Below are 23,551 nucleotides of genomic sequence, written 5' to 3' on the forward strand. Positions count from 1 at the left end.
TCTTTACGGTGTTTTTTGGAAGTTCTACAGCCTTTTCTGTAACTTGCTCAAGAAGCGTAAATGTCGACATGTCTTTTGGTTTTCGTCGACTTTAAAGATAGTCGCTTTTACGCTTCTTTTCTAAAATGTCTAGTGGTGTGCCAAATTTCTATGAAGCGATTGAAAATCGTGCGTTTTGCTTCATGGATTTAGGAAAATGGAATAAAGCGATTGAAGGATTTAAACAATCACTTCAAGTAAATCCCAATAGCTTACTTGCGATATTTTCAATTGGAGAATGCTATCTCAGATTAGAAGAATATCCAAAAGCGAAAGAATATTTTGAACAAGCAATTCAAATTGACCCTAATCATCCTAAACCAAAAGAATTTCTGGAAATGACGAATAAATTGATGAATAAATAAAAAAAGAAAACTGGCTACAATAACTAAGAGCGAAAGTCGGCTGAAAGCCAAGACTTTACGCTCTGGTGTTGCACGAAACCGGAGTCAAGCGGTGGAAAGCTGCACTATGGGGTAATCAATAGAGTTTATTAAGGTAGGTTTTGTATAGGGTATGGATGAGTATTTTTTGCCAGATCAAGACCTGTCCCGCCAAAATAGCGGGAGAACGCCCGGAACCTCGACTTCAGAAAGGGAGCCCTTTAATTCCCTTTCTTCGTGTAGCTACGAAGGTGAGGACGAGATGCAGAGTTGGTGAAAAAGACCATTCAGAGACATACAAAATTTGCGTTAATAAACTCTAATAGGTCTTTTTGCGCCCTGCGGCGTTAATCCCGGTTAACCGGGGCGCCGACTTCAGAAAAGGGGCCCCTTAATCCCTTTTCTTCGTGTGGCTATGCCTGCGGTTCGCTTCGCGTCTACTTTGCTCTGCACAGCGAGGCCATCGTGGTTTTGCCTTGCAGGCCAAAAAAATAAAGTCGTCAAAATTTCACCTCGCGCGACCGAGGGGAGTATATCAAGACGGTGTGGAGCTTCGCAACTGCAGCTTGGGCTACGATATCAGCCTACGGTTGTACACTGCGGCCGTTTTTGGAATGGCACAGCTTGCCCCAAGCGTTCACCCGGCATGTCCGCTGCTGAAAATTGGCGACTGCTATTGTTTCAATCTCCCCCTCAGGCATTCACAAATTTTCGCTTGCCACGCCATAAACTATTGCAAACCCAATCGGAACGAGTATATTTGCTCTTGCATGGAAAAAGGACGCGTCATAGTAGGCCAGAAGCGCTTTGCGCTGACTATCGAGCGGCTCTGTCAACAATTGATTGAGCAGCACGGCTCTTTTGAGGATACCTGCCTGATCGGAATACAGCCCCGGGGTGTATTGCTCGGAGACCGACTGCATCAGCGCCTGCAAGCATTGCTTGGCGGGGCTCAGGTAGCGTATGGCAAACTGGATATTACCTTTTACCGCGATGATTTCCGGACCCGCACCAAGCCTCTTTCTGCCAGCCCTACCGAATTGGAGTTCCTGGTGGAAGGCAAAAAAGTAGTCTTGGTGGACGATGTGCTCTACACCGGCCGTACCGTACAGGCCGCACTAACGGCACTCAACCACTATGGCCGGCCCAGCAAGGTGGAGCTGCTCGCACTGATTGACCGCCGCTTCAACCGGCACCTGCCGATTCAGGGCGATTACATCGGCATGACCGTGGATGCGCTCGACGAAGCCTTCGTAAGGGTCGACTGGAAAGAACAGTCCGAGGAAGATCGCGTCCTTCTTTTTGCAGACAAAAGCGAGGCAGAAGGATAGGTCAAAAAACAAATTGCCAAAGACGGCACATAACTATATCAAATGGCTACGGTACAGCAACTGAGCACCAGGCACGTGTTGGGAATCAAATATCTGACAACAGCAGATATCCGGCTGATTTTTGAAACCGCCGAAAGCTTCAAGGAAGTGATCAACCGGCCCATTAAAAAAGTCCCTTCCCTGCGCGATGTTACTGTTGCCAATCTTTTCTTTGAAAACTCCACCCGTACCCGAATATCCTTCGAGCTGGCCGAAAAACGCCTGTCGGCCGATGTAGTGAACTTCTCAGCCTCCTCTTCTTCCGTCAAAAAGGGCGAAACCCTGCTCGATACCGTCAATAACATCCTGGCGATGAAGGTCGATATGGTGGTCATGCGCCATCCGGCCCCCGGTGCCCACCACTTTCTGGCTCAACATATTGATGCGAATATCATCAACGCAGGAGATGGCACACATGAACACCCTACACAGGCCCTGCTCGATGCCTTCTCCATGCAGGAGGCAGTAGGGGACCTCACAGGAAAAAAAGTAGTCATCTTTGGTGATATCCTGCATTCCCGGGTGGCGCTCAGCAATATCTTCTGCCTGACTAAGCTGGGGGCAAAAGTCCGGGTGTGCGGGCCGCCCACGCTCATCCCCAAGCATATCCAATCGCTCGGAGTGGAGGTCTCTCATGATGTGTGGGACTCGCTCAAATGGTGCGATATCGCCAACGTACTGCGCATTCAGCTGGAGCGGCAGGACATCAGGTATTTCCCCTCCCTGCGCGAGTACAGTCAGTACTTTGGTATTAACAAAACCCTCCTCGACAGCCTCGATAAGCCTATCGTCATTATGCACCCGGGCCCGATCAACCGGGGCGTGGAAATATCGAGCGATGTAGCGGACTCCGACCACTCCATCATATTGCGGCAGGTAGAGAATGGGGTTGCCGTGCGCATGGCCGTCCTTTTCCTGCTGGCAGCGGGCCGCTAATACAATTATTGACCAGTTCCTGGCGTTCGAGGGGGTGTCAACACCATTTTCCCCGAAAAAGCAGCATGTCCGCCCCAACAAGGCGTTGCGGCAGGCTTGTGCCCGAGAAACATATTTGGTTGCACTAGTTATGCCCGTTTATTTTTTCAGGTGGCTTGAAAAAGTTTATCTTACACATGATCAAACTCTGAATTGCTATGAGGTATATGCTGTTTGCCTTCCTGTTCCTGTCCATTTTTGCCCACTCCCCGTTGCAGGCGCAGTGCGAGAGCCTGATTACGGATGATCGGATCATCAACGATATTCACGTTCTGAAAACCATCAACCAAACCCTGATTGTCCGCGGTAGCTATACCTACAGCCTGGAGCTGAGCAGTGGGCGGATGGGCATTACTGCCAAGGTGTATTCCAAGGCAGGCGTTGAATTCAATCAAGATGATGAGATCATCTTCCTCAATGAAAAAGGCGAACGCCGCTTCTACCGTTTCATTGAAATGGGCGAAATGGTCCGGGAAGGCGGGACGCCGGTGTACCAAAATGTCCTGCAACTAGACGTAGCCTCAATCAACTGGATGCTGGATACAGACGTTAGCGTCATGTATATCAACAATAAGATCAGCAATCAAATTAGAAAGTTGACGATCAATGGCAGCCGGCTGACGGAATTCAAAGCCCTGCTGGCCTGTTTCAGTCAGCGCCTGAACCTGGACAAGGTCAATGATACCAAGCTGGAGGGGAACGTCATCAATGTCAAACCTTCTTCCCCGAAGCCTGACGCGGCTACCGCCTCGACTTCACCTGGCACTACGCCCGGGAAGAGCACGCCTCAGGTGTCCGCAGCGGACAATCAGGAGGTAGCTGATTTACGCAAAGAGCTGGCAGCAACCAAAGCCCGCCTTAAAGCAGAGATTCAGGGGGAGAAAGACAAAGCGGAAGCCATCAAATCCCGTTTGCAGGAAGAGGTCAACCTGGCCAGAGAGCAGGCGGCAGCCCAAAAGAAAAACTATGCCGATGAAGTCGTTGCTGCCCGGGAAGCAGCAAACCGGGAAGTGGAAGCCTCCCGTGCTCAGATAGCGGAGGAAGTCAAAACGGCGCGTGACAAAGCGGGTACGGAGCTGGAGAAAATCGCCCTCGACGTACAGGAAGCCCGCCGCAAAGCCAACGATGCCATTCAGCAGGCAGAGCTGGAGTCCGCCCGGGAAGTAGCCGGCATTCGGGAGAAAGCCGCTACGGAAATCAAAAAGGTGCAGGACAAGCTGGAGCTCGCCAAACTGGAATACGCAGATGAGGTGTCTCTGGCTCGCGAAAGCTCCGCTGCTGAACTCAAGCGGATCCGCGAAGAAACGGCTGCAATGATTGCTACCGCCCGGGAAGATGCCAAACAGGAACGCGGGCGCACGATGGAAGAAGTGGTGGGCACTAAACAGACCGCCGCTCAGCAAATCCTTAAAATACAGGAAGAAACGGCGGAAAACATCGCCCGGATTCGCGAAAATGCGGTCTTGGAAAAAGAAAAGCTCGCCTTTGAGTTGGCGGAGTCCCGACGGCAGGCGGCAGAGCAGAAAGCCCTGGTGCAGGAAAATGCTGCTTCTGAGTTGGCAGATATTAAAGAAAATGCCGCCCGGGTGAAAGAAGCGACTGCCCTGGAAGTGGCCGAGTCCCGCCGCCGGGCATCCGAAGAGCTAAGTTCTATTCAAAAACAGGTCGTTACCGAAAAACAGAAAGCAGATAGTGAAGTAGCCTCTGCCAAAACCGCCTCTGCCGCTGAAGTAGCCGCGACCCGGGAAAAAGCGGCTACAACCATTAAAGAAATTACCGAGCAGGAAGCCACAAGAGTAGCAGAAGCCCGCGAAAAGGCGGCTACCGAAAAAGGGGCTATTGCCGAAGAAGTGACGGGCGCCCGCGAACGGGCAGCTGCGGAAAAAGCACGCATACAAAAGGAATTGCAGGAAGCCGTTGCCGCAGCGGAAGCCCGCAAAAAAGCGGTGCAGGAGACGGCTGCCGCCGAAGTGAAAGCCGCCAAGGAACGGGCGGAAACTGAAATTCAAAAAGCTCGGGAAACCGCAGCGCAGCGCGTAGCAGAAGCTACCGCATCAGCAAAACAGGCTTCAACGACCTATGCCGAAGAAGTGGCAACGGCTAAAAAAGCAGCGGAAACGCGCATCAGTCAGATACAGGAAGAAGCGGCAGCTGCCGTAGCGGCAGCCCGGTCGCGGGAAGCTGAGGTAAAGAATATGTCGGCCGACGAAATCGTCTCCGCCCGGGAAAAGGCAGAGGCTGAATTACTGGCCTTGCAGGAGCGCACCGCACAGGAAATCGGTACCGCCAAAGAAAAAGCGGCCCTCGCGCAACAGGAGTCGGCCAATCAGGTGGCAGAGGCAAAGCGCAAATCAGCAGAACAGCTGGCTGCCGTGCAAAAAGAAGAAGCAACGGCAGTCCGGGAAGCCCGGGAGCGGAGCGCCGCTGAGCGGGAACGCCTGGCTGCTGAGGTCGCCGCGGCTAAAGAACGGGCTGCTGCCGAACAGTCCACTACCAATAAAGAAGCAGCCGAAGCCATCAAGGCCGCACGCGAACGAGCCGCCGCTGAGCAGGAACGCCTGACTTTGCAGGTCTTGCAGGCCCGGGAAGAATCAGCAGATGCAATCGGGCAGGCTCGCGAAAAAGCCGCGAAAGAGGTGGCTACGGTGCAACGGGAAGCCTCACAGGCCATCACAACGGCAAGGGAAGAGGCGCAACGCCGGCAGGATGAACTGCTTGGGCAGGTTGCAGAAGCCGAAAAAACAGCCCGGCAGCGGATCGCCGATGCACGGGCGGAGGAGCAGGCCGCAGTGGCCCGGGCACGGGAAGAATCGGCCGCCAAACGTGCGGAATACGTTGCGAACACCAAGCAGGCCCGCGAACAATCACTCGCTGAAATTAATCAGGTGAAAAAAGAAGCCTCGGACGCCATTTATACCGCCAAGCAAAGTGCAGTTGAACAACTGACCGCGGTTAAATCGGAAAACGCAGAGAAAATCCGGGCACTACAGCAGGAGTTTGCGGCGACTAAAGCCGAAATCGAGGCGAAGACGCAGGCAGAACGCGAACGGGCAGCCACCGCTCAGCAAGCACGCAAAGCAGCCGAAAAACAGCTGGAAGAAATACAGGCCGAAATAAAAGCAGCGGAAGCCCGGCTGAAAGCGCTGAAATCAGAGGGCGAAAATTAAACAATTCGTTAAGGTATTGGATTTTTAAAGAGAACACCCCATAAATCTTGATCTTTGGGGTGTTTCTTTTTGAACCTGTATTAAACTATCAATATGAGATCATTGCTATTCGTATTTTTACTGGTGCTGGGTACCGCTTTTACACTCAACGCCCAACAGGGGTACGCAATTAAAGCCGAAATTGAGGGCTATGAAGAAGAAGAACTCTACCTAGGCTACTACTATGGCAATAAGCAATACCTTGTCGACACCGCTCAGGTGAAGGGCGGGAAGTTCTTGTTTGAGGGTGATGAGCCCTTAGAGCCCGGTGTCTACCTGGTGGTTATGGCGCCCGATAACAACTTCTTTCAGATTCTGATCACAGAGGATGAACAGCGTTTTGCTTTCCAAACCACCAAAGAAGCCCCCGCTGAAAACATGAAGCTGGAGCTGGCTCCTGACAACAGCCTTTTTTACGAATACATGCACTTCCTGGATAAGCAAAAACCCGAAGCGGAGGAGATTGGCAAGGCTATGGAAGCCGCAACCACCGAAAAAGAGAAAGAACGCCTCGAAAGCAGACGGGCCAAGCTCGATGAAAAAGTGCGGGAATACCAGGAAACACTGATTGCCAAGCACCCCAAAACGCTGTCCGCTGCAATCATTAAGGCCAACCTTCCGCTCGATTTGCCTACGTTTGAGGGGACCGAAGAGGAGGTGCAGCGCAAACGCTGGCGCTATTCCCAACAGCACTACTTCGATAATATTGACCTCACGGACCCGCGCATGCTCCGCACACCTTTCCTCTTTCAGCGCGTAGACCACTTCGTGAATAAGCTGCAGGTACAGCACCCGGATACTATAGCACAGGCTGTTGAGTACGTGCTGGAGCAAATGAGGCCGTCGGAGGAATCCTTCAAGTACTACCTCATCCACTTCCTTAATGAGACGGCCAAATCCAAAATGGTGGGCATGGACGCCGCCTACGTCTACCTCGTCGAAAAGTACTATGCGACCGGTCAGGCCCCCTGGACCGACGAGGAGCAGCTGGAGAAAATTATCGATAATGCCAAGGCACTCAAACCCCTGCTGATCGGTAAAATTGCACCGGACATACAGCTGGAGACCAAAGCGGGAGAGCCTGTTTCCCTACACGGCATTGAATCCGAGTACACTATCCTTTACTTCTGGCGGTACGATTGTGGCCACTGCAAGAAGTCAACACCAGATATGAAGGCTTTCTACGACAAGTACAAAAACAAAGGCGTAAAGCTGGTCGCCGTATGCACCAAGTTTACAGACGAAATCGAAGGCTGCTGGGACTATATCGACGAGAAGGAAATCGGAGACTGGATGCACGTCGTAGACCCCTACCACCGCAGCCGCTACATGAAGGTCTACAACATCAAATCAACGCCGCAGCTTTATGTGTTGGACCGCAACAAGGAGATCCTCTCCAAGCGGATCGGTGCAGAACAACTGGAAGAAGTCATGGACCGCATCATTGAAATGCGGGGGCAGGAAGAAGCTAATCCGGAGAAATAATGGAAACGACTCTACTGAAAACATTTGAGGCCGCTGGTGCGGCCTCAAATGTAACTTTAATCTTTGCCCTGCTGGCTACCGTTGTGGGGCTCGCAGGCACTTTTTTACTACTTAGAAAGCCTGCCCCGCGCGGGCAGCACAATCAGCGTATGTTGATCGCGATGTTGCTGTTCTTTACCTTCCTGATTGGGGCAAGCACCGCCTTCTTCTCCTGGATGCGGACCGAAAGGCTGGAACCGGTGATGATCTACAACAACGCAGTGGAAACGTCTTACGGAAAAGTAGCCTATAAAGACCTGGGCAACGCTAAGATTGTAACGGACCAACAAAATCAGCCCTTTTCCAACCTCAATCAGGGGACAACAAGATTACTGGTCATTCTGGAGAAAGACGGAAAAACCCATGCACTGTCCGAAGAAGATTACCCCATAGAGGAAGTCCTGCGGGAACTGCGCAATGCTGTACAAGACTGGAAAAAGGAGCAGGCTAAATCGAAACCTTCCGCCGAATAACATCGGTAAAGGACCGGAGCTCTATCGTGTAATTGCCCTCACCGTACTGGTTGAAGTCAATTTCATAGATGGTATCCACTGGTAAGTCCAGGACCTGCTCGCGCAGTACCACCTCGCCGTCATCCCGAGTTACGACGATATCGTTTAAGTTTACGCTAAGGGTAGCGAAATCCACGTAGTAGAGGTTGTTCTCCTCATCGGCATAGAGCGACCAATGCTCCGTATCCATATTGAGGAGACTGCTGCTGCCGGTTGCCGTTTCAGGTAATATGGTTTCTTGAATACTGGCTGTTTGCGCAGCTAGTGAGGAGAGGCTGCCTATCGTGAACAGCGCAATGAGGAAACTTAGCTTCTTAAGCATAGTGTCGTTTTTTATTAGGTATGCCATGGGGAAAAGGCTCGTCAAAAGTATGAAAACTTAGTGGTACAAAGAAGTTAAAAGTGCTTGCCGCACAGGCAAAATTGTCGGGTATCAGGGAGTCTTGGAATTTTTTGGATCGGATTGGGTGTGTTGCCATTATTTGTAGCGTTAGGCGGCCTTTTTTGTTGCGCTACTTTTGTAATATTTTTTGTTAAGTAAATGTTAAGGTCGTGGTTGCGCCTTATTCGAGCCCCTTTTTGAGCACGAGCCGGATGTTAGGGTAGACCGGCAGGTTGCTCTCAAGAAAGTCAGGGACAGATTTCCATTCTGCTTTTTCAATATTTTCTTCGGCTTGCGGCGTCAGTTGGGCCTCCGGGGTCGTCATGCGGTACCAGTAGGTAGGCTTAAGGATGCGCCCCTTCTTCAGATGTCGGTAGGTATGATAAGTCATGAGCAGCAGGTCACCGCACTTGACCTCCTGCAGCCCCGTTTCTTCCTGTACTTCCCGCACGGCTGCCGCTTCCGGTGTTTCACCCGGGTCTATTTTGCCTTTCGGCAGATCCCAGGTCTCGAGCCGGTAAATAAAAAGGCCCTGCCCTTCGGTATTGAAGACCAGCCCGCCGGCCGCTTCCAGAATGGTAAATTGCGTGCTGAACTCCTTGAACAGGCGCTCGCCGTCATTCCCGTAAATGGTGACTTGTTTGAAGGCCTCGTTTTTTTCCAGCATATCCACATAGCCCAAGAGGCTTTTGGGGTTGCCGGTATAGATGGTGATGAGGTTTTCCGGGTTGCTCGAGGGCTGGAAACCTTCCTTAGGCAGGGTGGCGAGGACTAAAGGCCTGCCGTTGATATAGATTTTGTACATTTGCCGAAAATTAATACGCGATATGGATTTAGCAGCTGAAGTTGCCCACAGGCTCCTGCAAATAAATGCAATTAAGTTGAGTCCGCAAAAGCCTTTCACCTGGGCGAGCGGCATTAAGTCGCCAATCTACTGCGATAACCGGACGGCCTTGTCTTTCCCGGCAGTGCGGCAGTTCATCGTCAAAGGGTTTGCGCAGGCTTCTGCCATTTTTCAGCCTTTCAACGTCGTGGCCGGTGTGGCAACGGCGGGCATACCGCACGGGGCACTGCTGGCCGCAGAGTTGGGGCTGCCTTTTGTGTATGTGCGCTCGAAAGCCAAGTCCCACGGTCGCCAAAACCAGATAGAAGGGGTCCTGCCGGAGGAGGCCCGCGTTTTGGTCATTGAAGACCTGATCAGCACCGGGGGCAGCGCCCTCAAAGCAGTGGAAGCCCTGCGCGAAGCAAATGCCGATGTGGTGGGCGTAATGGCCATCTTTAGCTATGGTTTCGATAAAGCCCGCACCGCTTTTGAAGCTGCGGGGACTTCTTTCGCTACCTTGTCCACCTACGATGCCCTCCTGAAAGCCGCCGCCGAAGCAGAGTACATCGCTCCGGAAGAGATGGAAACCCTCGAAGCCTGGCGCCGCGACCCGGAAGCCTGGGGACAGTAGAAAAGGGTTTCCTTTTCATGGCCAAAAAATCATTTGGGTTTTTGGAGGGCCGCCGGAGCTGATAAACGCTTTTCTGAAAATACCGCCGAGCGTTGAAAACCAGGCATTTTAGGCACCGGAAGTAGTCTTTAGACCGGTTATGATGCAGATGCCCCCAGCAATGCGAATTATTTTGGCTTCTGCTATCAATATTTTGGGGGCAATATCTATATTAGCCGGTCAGGGATTATCCAAAAACCGCTCACCATTAAAAATATGAAATGTCCGTTATAACACCCAAATCTGAAGCCTTCCTGAAAGCCTATCTCAACAACGCTTCGCCTACCGGTTTTGAAGCGCCGGGGCAGCAGCTGTGGCTCGACTATGTCAAGCCTTACATCGATGACTGGCAGCTGGACAACTACGGGACAGTCTACGGTGTCATCAACCCCGGTCAGGATTATAAAGTCGTCATTGAGGGGCATGCCGATGAAATCTCATGGTTTGTGCACCACATTTCTGATGACGGCTTCATTAACGTCATCCGCAACGGTGGCTCCGACCACATGATTGCGCCTTCCAAGCGGGTCAACATCCACACCAAAAAAGGCATCGTTAGAGGGGTTTTTGGCTGGCCGGCCATTCATACCCGCCACGGGGAAGATGCCAAGCTGGCTCCCAAAATCAATAACATCTTCATTGATGTCGGAGCGGAAAACAAAGAGGAAGTCCTCAAAATGGGCATTCATGTAGGGTGTGTCATCACCTATGAAGACGAAATGGAAATCCTCAACGACCGCTACTACGTTGGCCGGGCCCTCGATAACCGCATGGGCGGATTCTGTATCGCTGAGGTGGCTCGCCTGATCAAAGAAAATAAAATCAAACTACCTTACAGCCTCTACATCGTCAATTCCGTACAGGAGGAGGTAGGGCTGCGCGGTGCGGAGATGATCACGCAGACGATTAAACCTGATGTGGCGATTGTGACGGACGTTACCCACGATACCCACACCCCTCTGGTGAGCAGTAAAAAATTCGGTGATGTAAAGTCCGGTAAAGGCCCTTCGGTAACCTACGCGCCGGCGGTGCACAATAAGTTGCTCAACCTCATCATCGATACGGCGGAGGATAAAGACATTCCGATACAGCGGGAGGCGGCTTCCCGGCGTACCGGTACGGATACCGATGCCTTCGCGTATTCCAATGGTGGGGTGCCGAGTGCATTGATTTCACTGCCGCTGCGGTACATGCACACCACCGTTGAAATGTCGCACAAAGACGATGTGGATGCGGTCATACGCCTTATTTATGAGGTACTGCAGCGCATCGAAAAGAATCATAACTTCAAGTACTTCTAGTATGCAATAAGGAGTGGAGCCAAGCCAGTAAGTACTGCATGACTTCGTAGAAGTCGCATGTTATCTCCAGTCGGAGAAGATGCTCCTTCTGCTTATCTCCGGCCACCCAGCTTTTCATACTTGAAAAAGCACTAGTGGCTTAAGTTCTAAGTCTCTGATAATTAAGCCGCCGGAATTTTGTTCGCTGAAGAAGCCTGGAAACGTAGGCGTAGCCGAAGCTACGGCGAGGCTTTCAGGTTACATCAGCGGGCAAAAGGGCAAGGCTTGGATGGTCAAGGATTTAGGACTTAAGCCACTAGTGCGGCTAGTCCGAATTACTTGGGCGTATTTCACGCTTGGAACCTTTGGGTTTGCTGAACTTTTACGTTTAGTCACTTCCGAAACAATCCACTAGATATTGCGAGCCCTGCTTATTGCCCTGCTGGACCTTCTTTTTTATAGCAACGTCTGGATTGCGCTGGCTGCTGTAGGTATGGCTGCGCAAACGCAGTTCCTGCTGTTGGGCAAAGGGGAGCCCACTGCACTGCTGGGCTTTATCTTTTTTGCCACCCTTTTTCTTTATGCCGTACACCGGATCATTGGGCTGAAGAAATCTGAGCCCTTTGCAAATACCGGGCGGTACGCCGTAATTGCCCGGTTTAGGAGCCATATTGTATTCTATGCGGGTATGGCTGGACTGTGTGCAGCCTTGTTTTTGTTCCAAATGCCGCTGTTCCTGATTGCCGGGCTCGTTGCGCCCTGCCTGCTCGCCTTGCTCTACGTGCTGCCGGTATGGAAGGGCTACCGTTTGCGCGACTTGCATTATGTCAAAATATTTCTCATCGCCATCACCTGGAGCTGGATTACCGTTTTTCTGGTGGGCCTGGAGCTGGGCATGACTTGGAGCACCCCGCTGTACGTTATGCTGCTGGAACGGGCCCTCTTCGTATTTGCCATTACTATCCCTTTTGATATACGGGATATGGAAATTGACGCTTTCAATAAAGTCAAAACCCTGCCGGCTACCCTCGGCCTGCGCAAAAGTCAGCGCCTGGCTGGTCTGAGCCTGGCCCTGATGTTGCTCTTGTCTGCCCTCAACTACTACTGGGATGTGTACACGCTTGGTGACTTTGTGGCGCTCGTCTTGTCTGCCTGCCTTTCGGGAATGCTCATCTTCCTGTCCGACCGTACCCGCCACGATTATTTCTTTACCGGGCTCATTGATGGGATGATGTTGCTGCAGTTCCTGCTGGTGGCGTTTTTGTGAAATCCCAACAGGCTTTAAGCGCTAAACAAAAAAACCCTGCCCAAAGAGCCATGCGGGCTATCCGGGCAGGATGTGAAAGAGGTTTGATTTTGATGTAGTGGTGGATCTGGTATGTAGATCGCTTTTTTGAGTATAGTGTTTCAAAGAAAACAAGAGCTATTGCTCGAATCGAGCCAGCTTATTGGGGTAGTCGATGGTCATACGGAAATACTGTAGGGTATTGCCACCGATCGCACCTTCTACCTGATCCCCCGCCAGGCGGGAGTAGTACTGTATGTAATTGGCATCCGGACGGGAGCAGAACCAAACCGGGCCTGCTTTCTGACCGCCTATGATGATTTGCGGGACTTCAATCATGCGGACGTTGCCCAGTTGAGCATCCGCCTGTTCAATCACTTTCCATTTAGGGTGCAACTGATGCCACTGCTCAAAAATGGAAGCGATGATAAACGAGGTCGCAATTGGTTCCTGCCCGGTTTCTCCCAGCACAGCGGCGGCTGACTTTGAAGGTAGCATTTTAGCACCGGAGTCAATCAGCACCGGTATTTGCTCCCCGTCCACTTCAATGAAGATGCGGGGTAGGCTGGAGATGCGGTTGCCACTTGCACTTTCCTTGAAAGTAACGGGCAGCACGTTGGGTTCCAATGGCGACAGGGCGGGGGAATGGCATAACAATTCTTCAAACCTGAAATCAAAGGTCCAGCAATACTGACCAAACCAGGATTGCCCAAGTGATCCGTGCACGTCCTTGCCCAGGTTGGTCTGGGCATCGGGCAATACCAGAGCGGAGTTGCGGTTGAGTGTGGGAAGCGCACCTAGCTCCAGCACTTCATTGATCTTTACGAAGGCGTTGCCACTGTCGTCTACTACGCCGGGCAATGCGTGGTCCTGCATAGCGGACTCGGACACAAAGGCACCGCCCGTTGTATTGGCCAGAAAACTAAGCATCCCGCCAGCCGATGGGATTTGAGTGTAAACCAGGTGGTTCCGGAATTCTACATCGAGCGCGAACTCAGCATCTTGAGTGGCCCCCAGCGTAGTCATCAAAGTTAGTACAAGTGTGATGAAGTTGATTTTGGCAAACATTTGTTTTTACTTTAAGCGTTTCATGAAAACTACGAGCCCGTAAGGGTTGCTAGTGGATGGTTCCGGAAATAACCAGGCATAGAAGCTCGGGAAAACCAAGCGCTCCAGCGTGAAATACGTCCAACTCATGCGCACTAGTTGCCTGAAGAAAAGTACAGGCAGCTGTTTAGCAGGCTCTCAAAATCGGGGGGCGATTTTGTGGTACATATTCCTAACTGCAAAAGGTATGCCAAAAAATGAAGCGCAGGATTCTGAACCATTTTTCCACTTCCGGGATTATCCCATCTCACCTAAGCTTAAACACATGTCTGATCTACTCACTTTCGGAACCCCGCCTTCAGATACGGAATACATCACCCGCCCGGGGGCTTATGCCATTTTCTTTAACAGTGCCCAAGAGCTGGGGCTGGTACGCACCGATGACCAACGCTATTTTCTGGCCGGGGGTGGTATCGAATCTGGCGAGGATAAAGAGGAGGCCCTCCTCCGTGAAGTATTGGAAGAAACCGGATTGCTCGCTACCGTCGAAGCACCCGTAGGTATGGCCCGGGAGTTCTATCTCGACGAGATCGAATCCAGGTATTACGAAAAAATCGGGCATTTTTACCGGGTGTCCATCACCGGGCAGGACCCGGTGGGGAAAATAGAAGAGGACCACACCTTATTATGGATGCCGGTTGCACAAGCCATGCCCTTGCTCTTTCACGATATGTACCGCTGGGCAGTAGCACACGCTCAACGGTAGGCCCAGCGGTGGTAACGCCGCCGGATCGTAATGCGGGACAGGCGGAGCACCCACCGCGACTTGGATCGCCAAACGGCTCGTATGCGGTCAATGTAGGCAATAAGCACAGCAAAAAAGATCAGAAAGGTGAGGGCGCCCAATAAAGTCTGCACAGGTGTAAGGGTATGCGACCAAAAGGCGGAAAGCCCGATACCCAGCCAGGTACTGTACAGCAGCACGTAGTGGACTTCGTAAATCACCAGGGTCTCACTGCCTATCTTTAGCAGCAGTGGGGGGATGTTCCGCCAGGCTTGAGCCAGCCATATAAACAGAGACACCACCACAAGCACATGCCCCAGCCGGAGCAGCAAAAAGTTGAAGTAGGCATGGTCCTTAAACCGAATCTCTCCGGTCCAGTGGTAGAGCTCCATCAGCCAGCTTGAGGAATATTGGGCCAGTAGCACTCCTCCTATCAGCAGGGTGAGCGGAAGGTAGCTCTTGAAAGCCCAGTTCGGCCGGTAGTGGAGGATTGTTCCCAGTACGCCGCCCAAGAGGGTGAAGCCGATCCAGGGTACGGGCGTGAAAACGGAGCCATGATCCTTGACGAGGTAGTTTTGCAGCACAATTGGCAATGCACTGTAATCACCTTCCTGCACATCAAAAAAGAAAAAGAAAGTGAACCCTCCGGCAAGGGTGAGCAGCAGAGCATACGGCAGCCGGGCCCATTGGCTTAAAGCATACAACGCGATCAGGCTCAGCAAAGCCAACCCGATACAATGCAGCACATCGACCCTGAACAGATTAGGTGAAATATAGCCGGTGACTAATTGCGGAAAGCACAGGCGCAGCGCATAGCCAATGACGATAAGCTGAAGCCCTCTGCTTAGCCCCTTTTTGACTCGTTTGTTTTTGGCTGCGGGGCGCCCGTCCTTTAGCAACAGAAATACGAAGATGAGCCCACTGGCAAAAAAGAAAATAGGCGCCGTCATGCCACGCAGGAACTTCCATGCCGCAAAAACCGTATGGTCCGGATCCCGGAAGGCATCAGCCAGGAGCGTATCCGTGAAATGCCCCTGCAGCATCATTAAGATAGCATAGGCCCGAAGCAAATCAATAAATGTCAGGCGGCGTTGGAGGCTTTCGATGGCTTAAAGTGTTAAGATAAATGAAAGAGCGTGTTGAGACTTTTGTCTTCTAGTCGAAAACTAACAATTTTTTGGTTAGACGAGGCCCGAAAACCGGAGTTTAGCCTTCGCTAAATGAGGATTTTCGGGACGAAGTATAATCAAAAAAGTGTAGTTTGCAGACCGATTACTAAAGTCCCAATACGCTCTAAAACTCCATAACGACACGAAGGCCCTAAAACGTTTCCTGCCGCCTGATCTTTTTTGGGGTGGACATAAAAACAATCGCCCTCCCGACAGGCTGCTATATTGCGCCCGGCAAGCCTACTTCCACCCATTGACCGGCCGTTCTCGCCTCAATATCATGCTTGTACATGGCCGCACAGCGGGTCGCAGGCAGGTAAAACCGCCCCTGATAAGCCGCATTCAGCTGCACACGGAACGTTTTGGACTTCTTCCAGCCCAGGTCAAAGAAGCTCTGTACCCGGTCGTCGCGGATATCCTGATACTCGGGCTCATCAGCCGTACTGGAAAAGCCGGACAATCGGGTATTCATGATCTCCCAACCGGAGGGGAAGATCTGCTCTAAAGCCAGCTCCTCGTACGTCCGGTAGTTTTGATTGCCGGGGTGGGTGAGGGTCACCTCCGCAAGGAAGTCGGCACCCTGTGGCAACGTGCCCGGGTCTATCGGCGCACCGGCCATGTTTTTATAGGTGACGGTCATGTTGATTTTGCTGTTACTGGCTGTTTCTTTACCCACCAGCGGTTGGCCGCGGCGTACGACTCTGGTGAACAGCAGCCCTCCACTGGTATTGGTGACTGATATTGCGGTGGTATTGTCCGGCAACTCAATCTGTAGCACCGGTTTATCAGACCCGGCATTTGTGGTCTGCCCGTTAGCGGTATACTGGAAAGCCACCTTCTCACCGGTACCGCTACCCTTGGCCTTCACAAACTTGCCAATAGCCAGCAGGCTGTAAGCGGTTTCCTGCGTATTGAGCCAGTTGCTGCTGCTGAGCTCATCGGAGAGGGTCCGGACCAGCTCAGCGGCTGCGTCCAGATCCTTTAGGAGCACCAGCGTCTCCAGTATCATGGCTTGGTCACGCAGTCTGGAACCAAAAGTAGCCCCAAGCTCCCGGTAGGGCTGAATACTGCGGTCTGTACTCCCAACGAGCTGCTTGGCAATATCCCGCTTGCCGGTTAGGGCATAGGCGCCTGCCAGCCGCCACTTGGCAGCAGTATTAAGGTTATCATAGGAGCGCAGGCGGTTCATTGCCGCCAGGTCGGGGGCTTGCGCCAAAGCCAGGCTGTACAAACGATAGGCCTGGTCAAGCCCCTGATTGCCCGACTGATAAAGCCCGCGGCTGTCCGCCTCAGCTGACCATAACCGGGCCGTCTCCTGCTGATAGGTGATCCAGTTGTCGAGCAGGGTAGGGGGCACGAAGTAGCCCAGCGCTTTCGCTTCGAGCAGGAAGTGGCCGGCGTAGGTAGTCGCCCAGGTCCGGGCCTGACTGTTGCCGGGCCAGTAAGCCATACCGCCGTTGGGCAGTTGGAAAAGCGCCAGCCGGTTGATGGTTGCCTTGATGTTTTGCCCGGTCTGCTTTTTCTGTTCCTCGTTTACCTCCAGGAGGTCGTTGACGTAGAGTTGCGGAAAGCCACCGGAAAGCGTTTGCTCCAGACAGCCGTAAGGGTAGCGGATAAGGTACCGAAGCCGGCGTTCCAAATCGATGGGCGGCAGGCTCGATACCTCCAGTACAACTTCGTTGGTGCCGGTCATACCGGGCAGCTGATAGGCATACTGATGCGAGGCGCCGGGGTCCAGGGCTTGCGCGCCCACATCGGTGACGTAAGGGTTGGGGTTACGGACCTGTATTTCGATTTCCTGACTGGCTTTATGCCCGCCGCCTTCTGCTGTAATGGTGAATTTGGCGACGCCAATGCGGTCGGCTACCTGCACGGGGAAGTTGATGAGCTGATCGCCTGCCCGCTGAAACTGAATGCGCTTAGACGGCTCTGCCAGTTCAATTAAGGAGCCGGGAGATTGTACCGTGACTTTGACATCCCGGATGCCTTCCTGCATGGCAAAAACGTTCACTGGGAGCTGCAGGGATTCGCCCGGGCCTAGCACCCGTGGTAAAGTACCCAGGACCATCAGGGGCTGCCTCACCGGCACCGATTGCTCGGTTTGGCCGTAGGCTTCCTGTTCAGCCGCTACAACCATAACCCTCACAGCACCTACGTAATTTGGCATGCGCAGGGTATGGGTAGTGGTAGCGCCTTTTTTGAGGTAAAAAGGCCCCAGGTGCATAGCGACCGGATCAAAGCGGTTGGCTTTTTTCGCGGCTTCCACTTTGGCGGCGGCATCACCACCAATACTCAATAGCTGGTCCAGTTGCCCTCCGTAAGCGCCCAGGACATCATCGTAGAGGTCCCAGGTGCGTACGCCCAGGGCTTCCCGTGCATAGAAATGCTTCCAGGGAGCCGGTGTCTCAAAGCGGGTCAGCCCCAGCAAGCCTTCATCTACCACGGCCAGCGTGTAAGCCATTGGGCGGCCCTCTTTTTCGGAGACCTTGACCGTAAAGCCCTGCTTAGGTTTCAGCTCCTTGGCCATTTCAATTGCCGGCTGCAGGTGAGTGGCCGGGTCTTCCACATTCACCGGAATGACGCCGTAAAGCCGGATGGGCAGATCGTTTTCTACCTGCCCGTGGGGCTGCAGCAGCGTGATGTGCGCATAGGCCGTAGGGGCCATGTCGGGCGTGGCTTCAAAAGTGATTTTGTTTTCTCCTGCTTTGGCATCCACCCAGAACGACTGCAGCACTTCGCTGCCGGTTTCCAGACTGACCAAAACCCTGCCTGCTTTGGCTTCCGGCAATCGCAGGGTGACCGTTTCCCCAACATCGTATCTTTCCTGGTCTGCCGTGAAAGGCAGCATGGCCGCTGCCTCCCGGTTCCCTTCCTGATCTCCATACCAGGGGCTGCCCGCGTAGAAAAAGTCGCCGGCACAATGCCCGGTTTCGGTATCACAAACCCTGACCATGTAGCGGCCCCAGTCACTTACATTCACCAACCAGGCCGTATTTCCATCCTGACCAGTGGTCAGTTCTGTTTTTTGCATTGCACCGTAGTGGGTGGCCGTATTGTAGCGGGAAATATTGCCGTTGCCGCGGTCCCACCACCAGCGCCAGTCAACCCGGTAGAGGCCCACGCTCAGTTTTCGGTTGGCCAGGGGCTTGCCTTCCGGGTCCAGCGCCGTCAGTGGGATGCCCGTCGGCTCATTCATAATGATGCGCTTACTGCCGTATTGGTCTTTGGGGATGGCCAGGCCGGCATAAGCAGGGTAGGGGTCGTAGCCCAGGCTGAAATTATCGGTGCTAAACCCTCCGCCCCGCTCAAAAACGCGGGTTTGGAAGTTGGCCATCAGCCGGCCGGGCAGTTCCTGCTGACTACTTAGGCTGAAGGAAGGGCTGCCCGCACCATCTTCATTCAGCGTGCCTTCCCAAACGGCGCGTGGCTCCATGCTGAAGGAGCGGGCCGGGTCATCAAATTCAAAGTCCGGCCTCCCGGGAAAAGTGGTATTGACCGGTTGTAGCTGCGCTTCGATTTTAGCGTCCATACCGGAAGCCGGCGCACCGTGCAGCCAGTTGGCTTGCAGCTGGGGTGTGAAAGGCGCGTTTGCACTGCTGATCCGTTCTTTTCCGAAGTCAAGGTTGATCTTAAAGCGGTTGGGCTTGACGGTTTCGATCCGAAGGCTCTTGCTGAAGTTGGCACCCCCGGCTTTCACGGTGGCCCGCCAGATACCGGTGGGGGCATCCGAAGCAGTTGCAAAGTGAAGGGGATAAACCATGGGGACGCGGTTGGTCACGGTGCGGGTTTCGCGCACTTGGCCGCGGGGATCGCGCAGCTCAAAAGCAACAGGGTAATGCTGCGGAAGCTTGCCGAGGGCATCTTCCAGTATAAAGTTGAGGTAAACCGAGTCGCCCGGGCGCCAAACGCCCCGGTCAGCGTAGAGGAAGCCTTTCAGTCCCTTTTGGGCTTTGGCCCCTTCTACATCAAATTTGCTTAGGGATAAGGCATCACCGTCTTGCAGGCGGAGGTAGCCGCGCTCCTGCCCTTGTTTGGCCACCACCACAAAGGGCTCCCTCGGCAGCTGAGCCTGACAGCGCCCGTTTCCGTCGGTGGTGCCCGAACCGATCTGTTGCTGCTGATAGTCGTAAAACTCCAGCGCCACGCCACTCAGCGGCTGTGCGGTGCGCAGGTCAGTAGCGTATACGATGCAATTGCGGGCCTCCGCTGATTTGGCCAGCAATCCGATGTTTGAGGCAATGACGTTGCGCTGTACAAACCGGTCGGCGTTATAGTAGGCGGGCTTGCAGGGGTCTTCCCGGTGGTCCCAGCTGAAACCATCGTAGTAGCCGGCAAAGCCATACCAGTTTTCCATGATGCTTTGCAGTTCGCCATCTGCCGCCTCGTTGCCCTGACTGCTTAGTGCTTCGGTGCATTGATAGGTGGTATGCTCGGGCCGGAAACCAACCCGAATCTGATAGATGGCCTGCGGATCGGCCTCAACAAGCTCGTCCAGGCTGATGGCATATCGCGTCCACGCATTCGAATTAGTAGCGGGGTTGAGCGACTGCAACGGCACGTTCACCTGCTTGATCAGCCGGCCGACCTGCCGGAGATCGTAACCACCGTTGAGGGCATTGTCCTGCAAAAATTGCAGGATGTTGTTGTGGTAAATTTTAAAGACTTCCACCACCACCGTGTTCAGGTTGATGGCTTCAAACGGGAAAGCCAGCTTGTCGGTATTGGGGAGGATGACACCGCTGCCCACGAGGCGGACCTGGGGCTTAGCGTCCTGTATGTCGACTTCCCAAAGCCCGGCTTTCTTCATCGGGCTGCCCATGCTGTTCTTCAGCCCTTTGCTAACGGAGATTTTGCGTGTGCCCATCAGCCCGGAGGCGGGGTACACCCGCAGCCGGTTACCATCGGCCAGGTAGCGGAGGGTCCCGCTGTAGTTCTCAATGGTGACCAGGCCGTTGAAGTCCTGGGCGGCATCAAGCGGGTCAGAGAAGTAAAGCTCGAGGTACATTTCCTGCCCCTGATTGACCTGAACGTTGGTGAGTTCAAAATCGCCGAGGGCAGGCACAACAAAGGTGAGGGACTGATTACCGGATTGGTTGAAGCCATCGTAGTCGAGCTCAACGGCCACTTCGCTGCTCTTTTCCTTACGGGTGATGTTTTCAATGTAAAAGTAGTGTTCTGTACCCCGGCCTCCATGCTCCCAGCGAATGGGGCGTTCCTTCCCATCCTGAACCGCTGTGAGGGCAGCTTCCACTGATTCACTTTCAGCGAAGTCGGTGGTATAGGCTGTACCAGTCAGTTCTTGTTTGGTAAGGTCTTTGACATCCGGTGTGCGCAAGCCACCGATATTGACCGAGAGCTGCAGGTCGTTGGTCCGGAAGTCAAACTCGAATACCTGAGCCTCCTTAGGCACCTGAGCAAAAAGTTTGCCCAACTGAACCGTGGCTACATAGGCGGTACCGGATTGGAGGTGCTGCGCCGGCTGGAAAAGTAAGGTCTGGGTATCTTCCCATACAGCCTGCCCGTCCACAGCGGGCTTCAGTTGGAAGATGCCTTCAGCAGGCTGCCCGACCTGCTCTCCGGTAGCTACCGCACTGGCAAACCGGACCCTTACCGGGCTCGTCTTGGAAATAACGCCTGAGGTATAGCTGAAAAGATAGGCATTGGCGCTCTCGGGCATGGGTGCAGCACGTTGCTCTTTAGAGCCGCAGGAGGAAAGGACGGCCGTGATGGCAAAGATGTGCAAGAGGAGGAGTAAATTGGGCAGAGGAAATCTGGGCATCGTGGCTGGTTTTTGGGTTTGAAATATATACCCGTAATATAACAGCTTTTGACCTTCGCTCCAAAGAAAAAACATCCGATCGCTTCAACACCTCTAAAGAATTGGCGTTATTACGGGGAAATCTCAAATGACTTGCTTCCATGAACGAAATGTTGCCGCTTTTCCCATTGCAACTGGTTGCCTTCCCGGGCGAATCCCTTAACCTGCATATTTTTGAGCCGCGCTACCGGCAGTTGGCCAAAGAGTGTGAAGAAGAAGGGGCTACTTTTGGTATTCCCGCCTTTATCAACGGCAAAGTGATGGAAGTAGGAACGGAGATGCGCCTGCTTTCGGTCGAAAAGCGCCACCCCAATGGAGAAGTAGATATCAAAACCGAAGGCATCCGCCCCTTCCGCATCGAGCAGTTCTTCCGGCAGGCGCCAGGTAAACTCTACGCCGGCGCACAGGTTGACTGGCTGGAGTACACAAGTACACAGGGTGATGTTGCGGTCAACATGCAGCTAATTGAGTTGATCGGAGAACTGTTTACCCTCCTCAAAATCGATAAACCGGTACCGGAAGATGCGGCTATCCTGCAGACCTTTGAGGTGGCTCATCATGTGGGGTTTTCCATCGAACAGGAGTACCAGTTTCTCTGCATTCCCAACGAGTTCTCCCGTCAGGAGTACATGCGTGCCCACCTGGAAAAAATGCTGCCCGTTGTCCGCGAAATGAACAACCTGCAGGAGCGGGCCCGAATGAACGGGCACTTTAAGCACCTGAAGCCCCCAAAATTTTAGCCAATGGAATGGGTGTTCAAGGTGCATCTGTTGTTTTCCCTTTATATGCTGGGGCTGATCTGGTTTGTGCAGGTCGTGCATTACCCGCTCATGGGCAAAGTAGGCGCTTCCAGTTTTATTGATTACGAGCGGGCGCATACCCGCTTCACCTCCTGGGTGACAGCACCACCTATGCTGGGCGAATTAGGCACCGGGCTGCTGCTGCTTGTACAAGCTCCCACCGATTGGCTGTGGTGGGCAAACACCGCCGGGCTGCTGGGGCTGTGGGCTTCCACCTTTTTTATTCAGGTGCCTCTGCATAATGCACTTAGCAGCGCCTTCAATGAAGTACAACACGCCCGCCTCGTCCGCACCAACTGGCTCCGGACCCTCATCTGGACCCTGCGCGCATTTTTGCTGCTGAGCTTGGTTTAGAAGTTGTTGGGATTTTGCTTTTGGAGCGGTAGCTACTATTCGAGTAACCCTTTCATTGAATCCTTCAGTACGGAAGCCGAATGCTTTAGCGCCTGCTGCTCCTCCTCGCTCAGGTCGGCCACCAATACCTTTTCCACTCCATCTTTGGACACAATGCAAGGTACACTCAGGCAAACCCCCTCTATGCCGTACTCTCCGCGCAACTGAATAGAGACCGTCAGCACACTATGGCTATCGCGCAGGATGGCTTGCACGATGCGTACAAGTGCCTGCCCGACCGCAAAGTTGGTCGCCCCTTTGTAATCGATGATGTGGTAAGCAGAGTTCTTGACCGCTTCGAAGATTTCGCGGCTGCGCTTCGGCCATTGCTCCTGCAGCCCGTTGGACTTCACGTACTGCTGAATGGCAACACCACCCAGATTGGTCAGGGACCAGGCCGGAAGTTCGCTGTCTCCATGCTCTCCAAGGATGTAAGCGTGTACACTTTTGACATCCACCCCCATCTCTTGGCTAATGAAATAGCGGAAACGCGCGCTATCCAGTACCGTTCCGGAACCAAAGATATGGCTGCGCGACCAGCGCGAGTGGCGCAGGGCAACCTGGGTCAGCACATCCACCGGGTTAGTGACAATGACAACAATTGCCCGGGATTGCTGCTCGATAATCTCATCCATTATGCCTTCAATGATACTCGCGTTGCGCTTCAGCAAATCGAGGCGGGTCTCCCCGGGCCGTTGTGCACTGCCCGCTGTAATGACGACTACCTGTGCATCGCCGTAGTCTTCAGTCGTTCCATTGGTTATGGATACAGAAGGGTAATACGGCAAACCGTGCGACAGATCCGCGACCTGCCCTTCTGCGAGTTTTTGATTTTGGTCAATCAGGCAGATGCTGTTGGCTGCGCCGCTCTGTGCCAGCGCGTAAGCGAAGGTGGCACCAACAGCGCCGGCACCAACGATAACAACTTTGCGCGGAGTGGAACGGTCTGAGGGCATAGGCTTGAGGTTTTTTGTAAAATTGGATAACCTCGAATAGGGAAGAATGTTTAGAGCGTGTTGGGACTTTTGTCTTCTAGTCGAAAACTAACAATTTTTTGGTTAGACGAGGCACGGAAACCGGAGTTTAGCCTT

The 23,551-nt window shown here is 53.2% G+C and carries 18 protein-coding genes; 12 read left to right on the forward strand and 6 right to left on the reverse strand.

The genetic code is table 11. From position 1 onward, the window contains the following. Window positions 1–125: 125 nt before the first annotated feature. The 6 genes from RIC19_RS09320 to RIC19_RS09345 all read left to right on the forward strand — a co-directional run bounded on the left by RIC19_RS09320 (window position 126) and on the right by RIC19_RS09345 (window position 7,970). Window positions 126–404, forward strand: a complete 279-nt coding sequence (locus RIC19_RS09320; RefSeq protein WP_350178036.1) for a tetratricopeptide repeat protein — start codon at window positions 126–128, stop codon at window positions 402–404. A 788-nt stretch (window positions 405–1,192) separates the two neighbouring features. Continuing rightward, window positions 1,193–1,753 carry a bifunctional pyr operon transcriptional regulator/uracil phosphoribosyltransferase PyrR gene (gene pyrR / locus RIC19_RS09325; RefSeq protein WP_350178037.1) on the forward strand — a complete coding sequence of 187 codons (561 nt, stop codon included), beginning with the start codon at window positions 1,193–1,195 and terminating at the stop codon, window positions 1,751–1,753. A gap of 42 nt (window positions 1,754–1,795) precedes the next feature. Next, a complete protein-coding gene (locus tag RIC19_RS09330; protein ID WP_350178038.1) occupies window positions 1,796–2,728 on the forward strand; it encodes an aspartate carbamoyltransferase catalytic subunit in 933 nt (310 codons plus the stop codon). A 197-nt stretch (window positions 2,729–2,925) separates the two neighbouring features. Further along, window positions 2,926–5,934, forward strand: a complete 3,009-nt coding sequence (locus RIC19_RS09335) for a hypothetical protein (protein WP_350178039.1) — start codon at window positions 2,926–2,928, stop codon at window positions 5,932–5,934. A 93-nt stretch (window positions 5,935–6,027) separates the two neighbouring features. Next, window positions 6,028–7,458, forward strand: coding sequence for a redoxin domain-containing protein (locus RIC19_RS09340; protein WP_350178040.1), 1,431 nt, complete (start codon window positions 6,028–6,030; stop codon window positions 7,456–7,458). Next, on the forward strand, window positions 7,458–7,970 hold the full coding sequence (locus RIC19_RS09345) for a COX15/CtaA family protein (protein ID WP_350178041.1): 513 nt from the start codon (window positions 7,458–7,460) through the stop codon (window positions 7,968–7,970). Before RIC19_RS09340 ends, RIC19_RS09345 begins: the two co-directional genes overlap by 1 nt. On the opposite strand, the gene RIC19_RS09350 is transcribed toward RIC19_RS09345, so the two are convergent. Both RIC19_RS09350 and RIC19_RS09355 read right to left on the reverse strand, forming a co-directional pair. Beyond that, the gene (locus RIC19_RS09350; protein ID WP_350178042.1) at window positions 7,945–8,331 is read right to left on the reverse strand and encodes a hypothetical protein; all 387 of its coding nucleotides are present in this window, start codon (window positions 8,329–8,331) and stop codon (window positions 7,945–7,947) included. The genes RIC19_RS09345 and RIC19_RS09350 overlap by 26 nt on opposite strands. Before the next feature lie 241 nt (window positions 8,332–8,572). Next, window positions 8,573–9,196: an NUDIX hydrolase gene (locus RIC19_RS09355; protein ID WP_350178043.1), complete on the reverse strand. Its 624-nt coding sequence runs from the start codon at window positions 9,194–9,196 to the stop codon at window positions 8,573–8,575. A gap of 22 nt (window positions 9,197–9,218) precedes the next feature. Between RIC19_RS09355 and pyrE the strand changes: the two genes are divergently transcribed. From pyrE to RIC19_RS09370, 3 genes are all read left to right on the forward strand, one after another. Beyond that, window positions 9,219–9,845: an orotate phosphoribosyltransferase gene (gene pyrE / locus RIC19_RS09360; protein WP_350178044.1), complete on the forward strand. Its 627-nt coding sequence runs from the start codon at window positions 9,219–9,221 to the stop codon at window positions 9,843–9,845. Between the two features lie 260 nt (window positions 9,846–10,105). Next, window positions 10,106–11,185, forward strand: coding sequence for a M42 family metallopeptidase (locus RIC19_RS09365; RefSeq protein ID WP_350178045.1), 1,080 nt, complete (start codon window positions 10,106–10,108; stop codon window positions 11,183–11,185). 397 nt (window positions 11,186–11,582) lie between these two features. Beyond that, entirely contained in the window at window positions 11,583–12,431 is an 849-nt protein-coding gene (locus RIC19_RS09370; protein WP_350178046.1) for a UbiA prenyltransferase family protein, read from the forward strand. Between the two features lie 156 nt (window positions 12,432–12,587). Here the strand turns inward: RIC19_RS09370 and RIC19_RS09375 are convergent, their stop codons facing one another. Next, window positions 12,588–13,517 carry a hypothetical protein gene (locus tag RIC19_RS09375; RefSeq protein ID WP_350178047.1) on the reverse strand — a complete coding sequence of 310 codons (930 nt, stop codon included), beginning with the start codon at window positions 13,515–13,517 and terminating at the stop codon, window positions 12,588–12,590. A 304-nt stretch (window positions 13,518–13,821) separates the two neighbouring features. Between RIC19_RS09375 and RIC19_RS09380 the strand changes: the two genes are divergently transcribed. Continuing rightward, on the forward strand, window positions 13,822–14,262 hold the full coding sequence (locus RIC19_RS09380; protein ID WP_350178048.1) for an NUDIX domain-containing protein: 441 nt from the start codon (window positions 13,822–13,824) through the stop codon (window positions 14,260–14,262). Here the strand turns inward: RIC19_RS09380 and RIC19_RS09385 are convergent. Together RIC19_RS09385 and RIC19_RS09390 are read right to left on the reverse strand one after the other, a co-directional pair. Continuing rightward, entirely contained in the window at window positions 14,253–15,386 is a 1,134-nt protein-coding gene (locus tag RIC19_RS09385) for a heparan-alpha-glucosaminide N-acetyltransferase domain-containing protein (protein WP_350178057.1), read from the reverse strand. The genes RIC19_RS09380 and RIC19_RS09385 overlap by 10 nt on opposite strands. 283 nt (window positions 15,387–15,669) lie before the next feature. Then, window positions 15,670–21,228: an alpha-2-macroglobulin family protein gene (locus RIC19_RS09390; RefSeq protein ID WP_350178049.1), complete on the reverse strand. Its 5,559-nt coding sequence runs from the start codon at window positions 21,226–21,228 to the stop codon at window positions 15,670–15,672. Window positions 21,229–21,368: 140 nt separating this feature from the next. On the opposite strand from RIC19_RS09390, the gene RIC19_RS09395 reads away from it, so the two are divergent. After that, a complete protein-coding gene (locus RIC19_RS09395; RefSeq protein ID WP_350178050.1) occupies window positions 21,369–22,007 on the forward strand; it encodes an LON peptidase substrate-binding domain-containing protein in 639 nt (212 codons plus the stop codon). A gap of 3 nt (window positions 22,008–22,010) precedes the next feature. After that, a complete protein-coding gene (locus tag RIC19_RS09400) occupies window positions 22,011–22,421 on the forward strand; it encodes a hypothetical protein (RefSeq protein WP_350178051.1) in 411 nt (136 codons plus the stop codon). A 35-nt stretch (window positions 22,422–22,456) separates the two neighbouring features. Here RIC19_RS09400 and RIC19_RS09405 read toward each other — a convergent pair whose 3' ends face one another. Next, complete coding sequence (locus RIC19_RS09405; RefSeq protein ID WP_350178052.1) at window positions 22,457–23,416, reverse strand: L-lactate dehydrogenase; 960 nt, start codon at window positions 23,414–23,416, stop codon at window positions 22,457–22,459. Window positions 23,417–23,551 lie beyond the last annotated feature (135 nt).

Origin of the sequence: Phaeodactylibacter sp. (assembly GCF_040219495.1) — a bacterium.
Taxonomy (GTDB): Bacteria; Bacteroidota; Bacteroidia; order Chitinophagales; family Saprospiraceae; genus Phaeodactylibacter.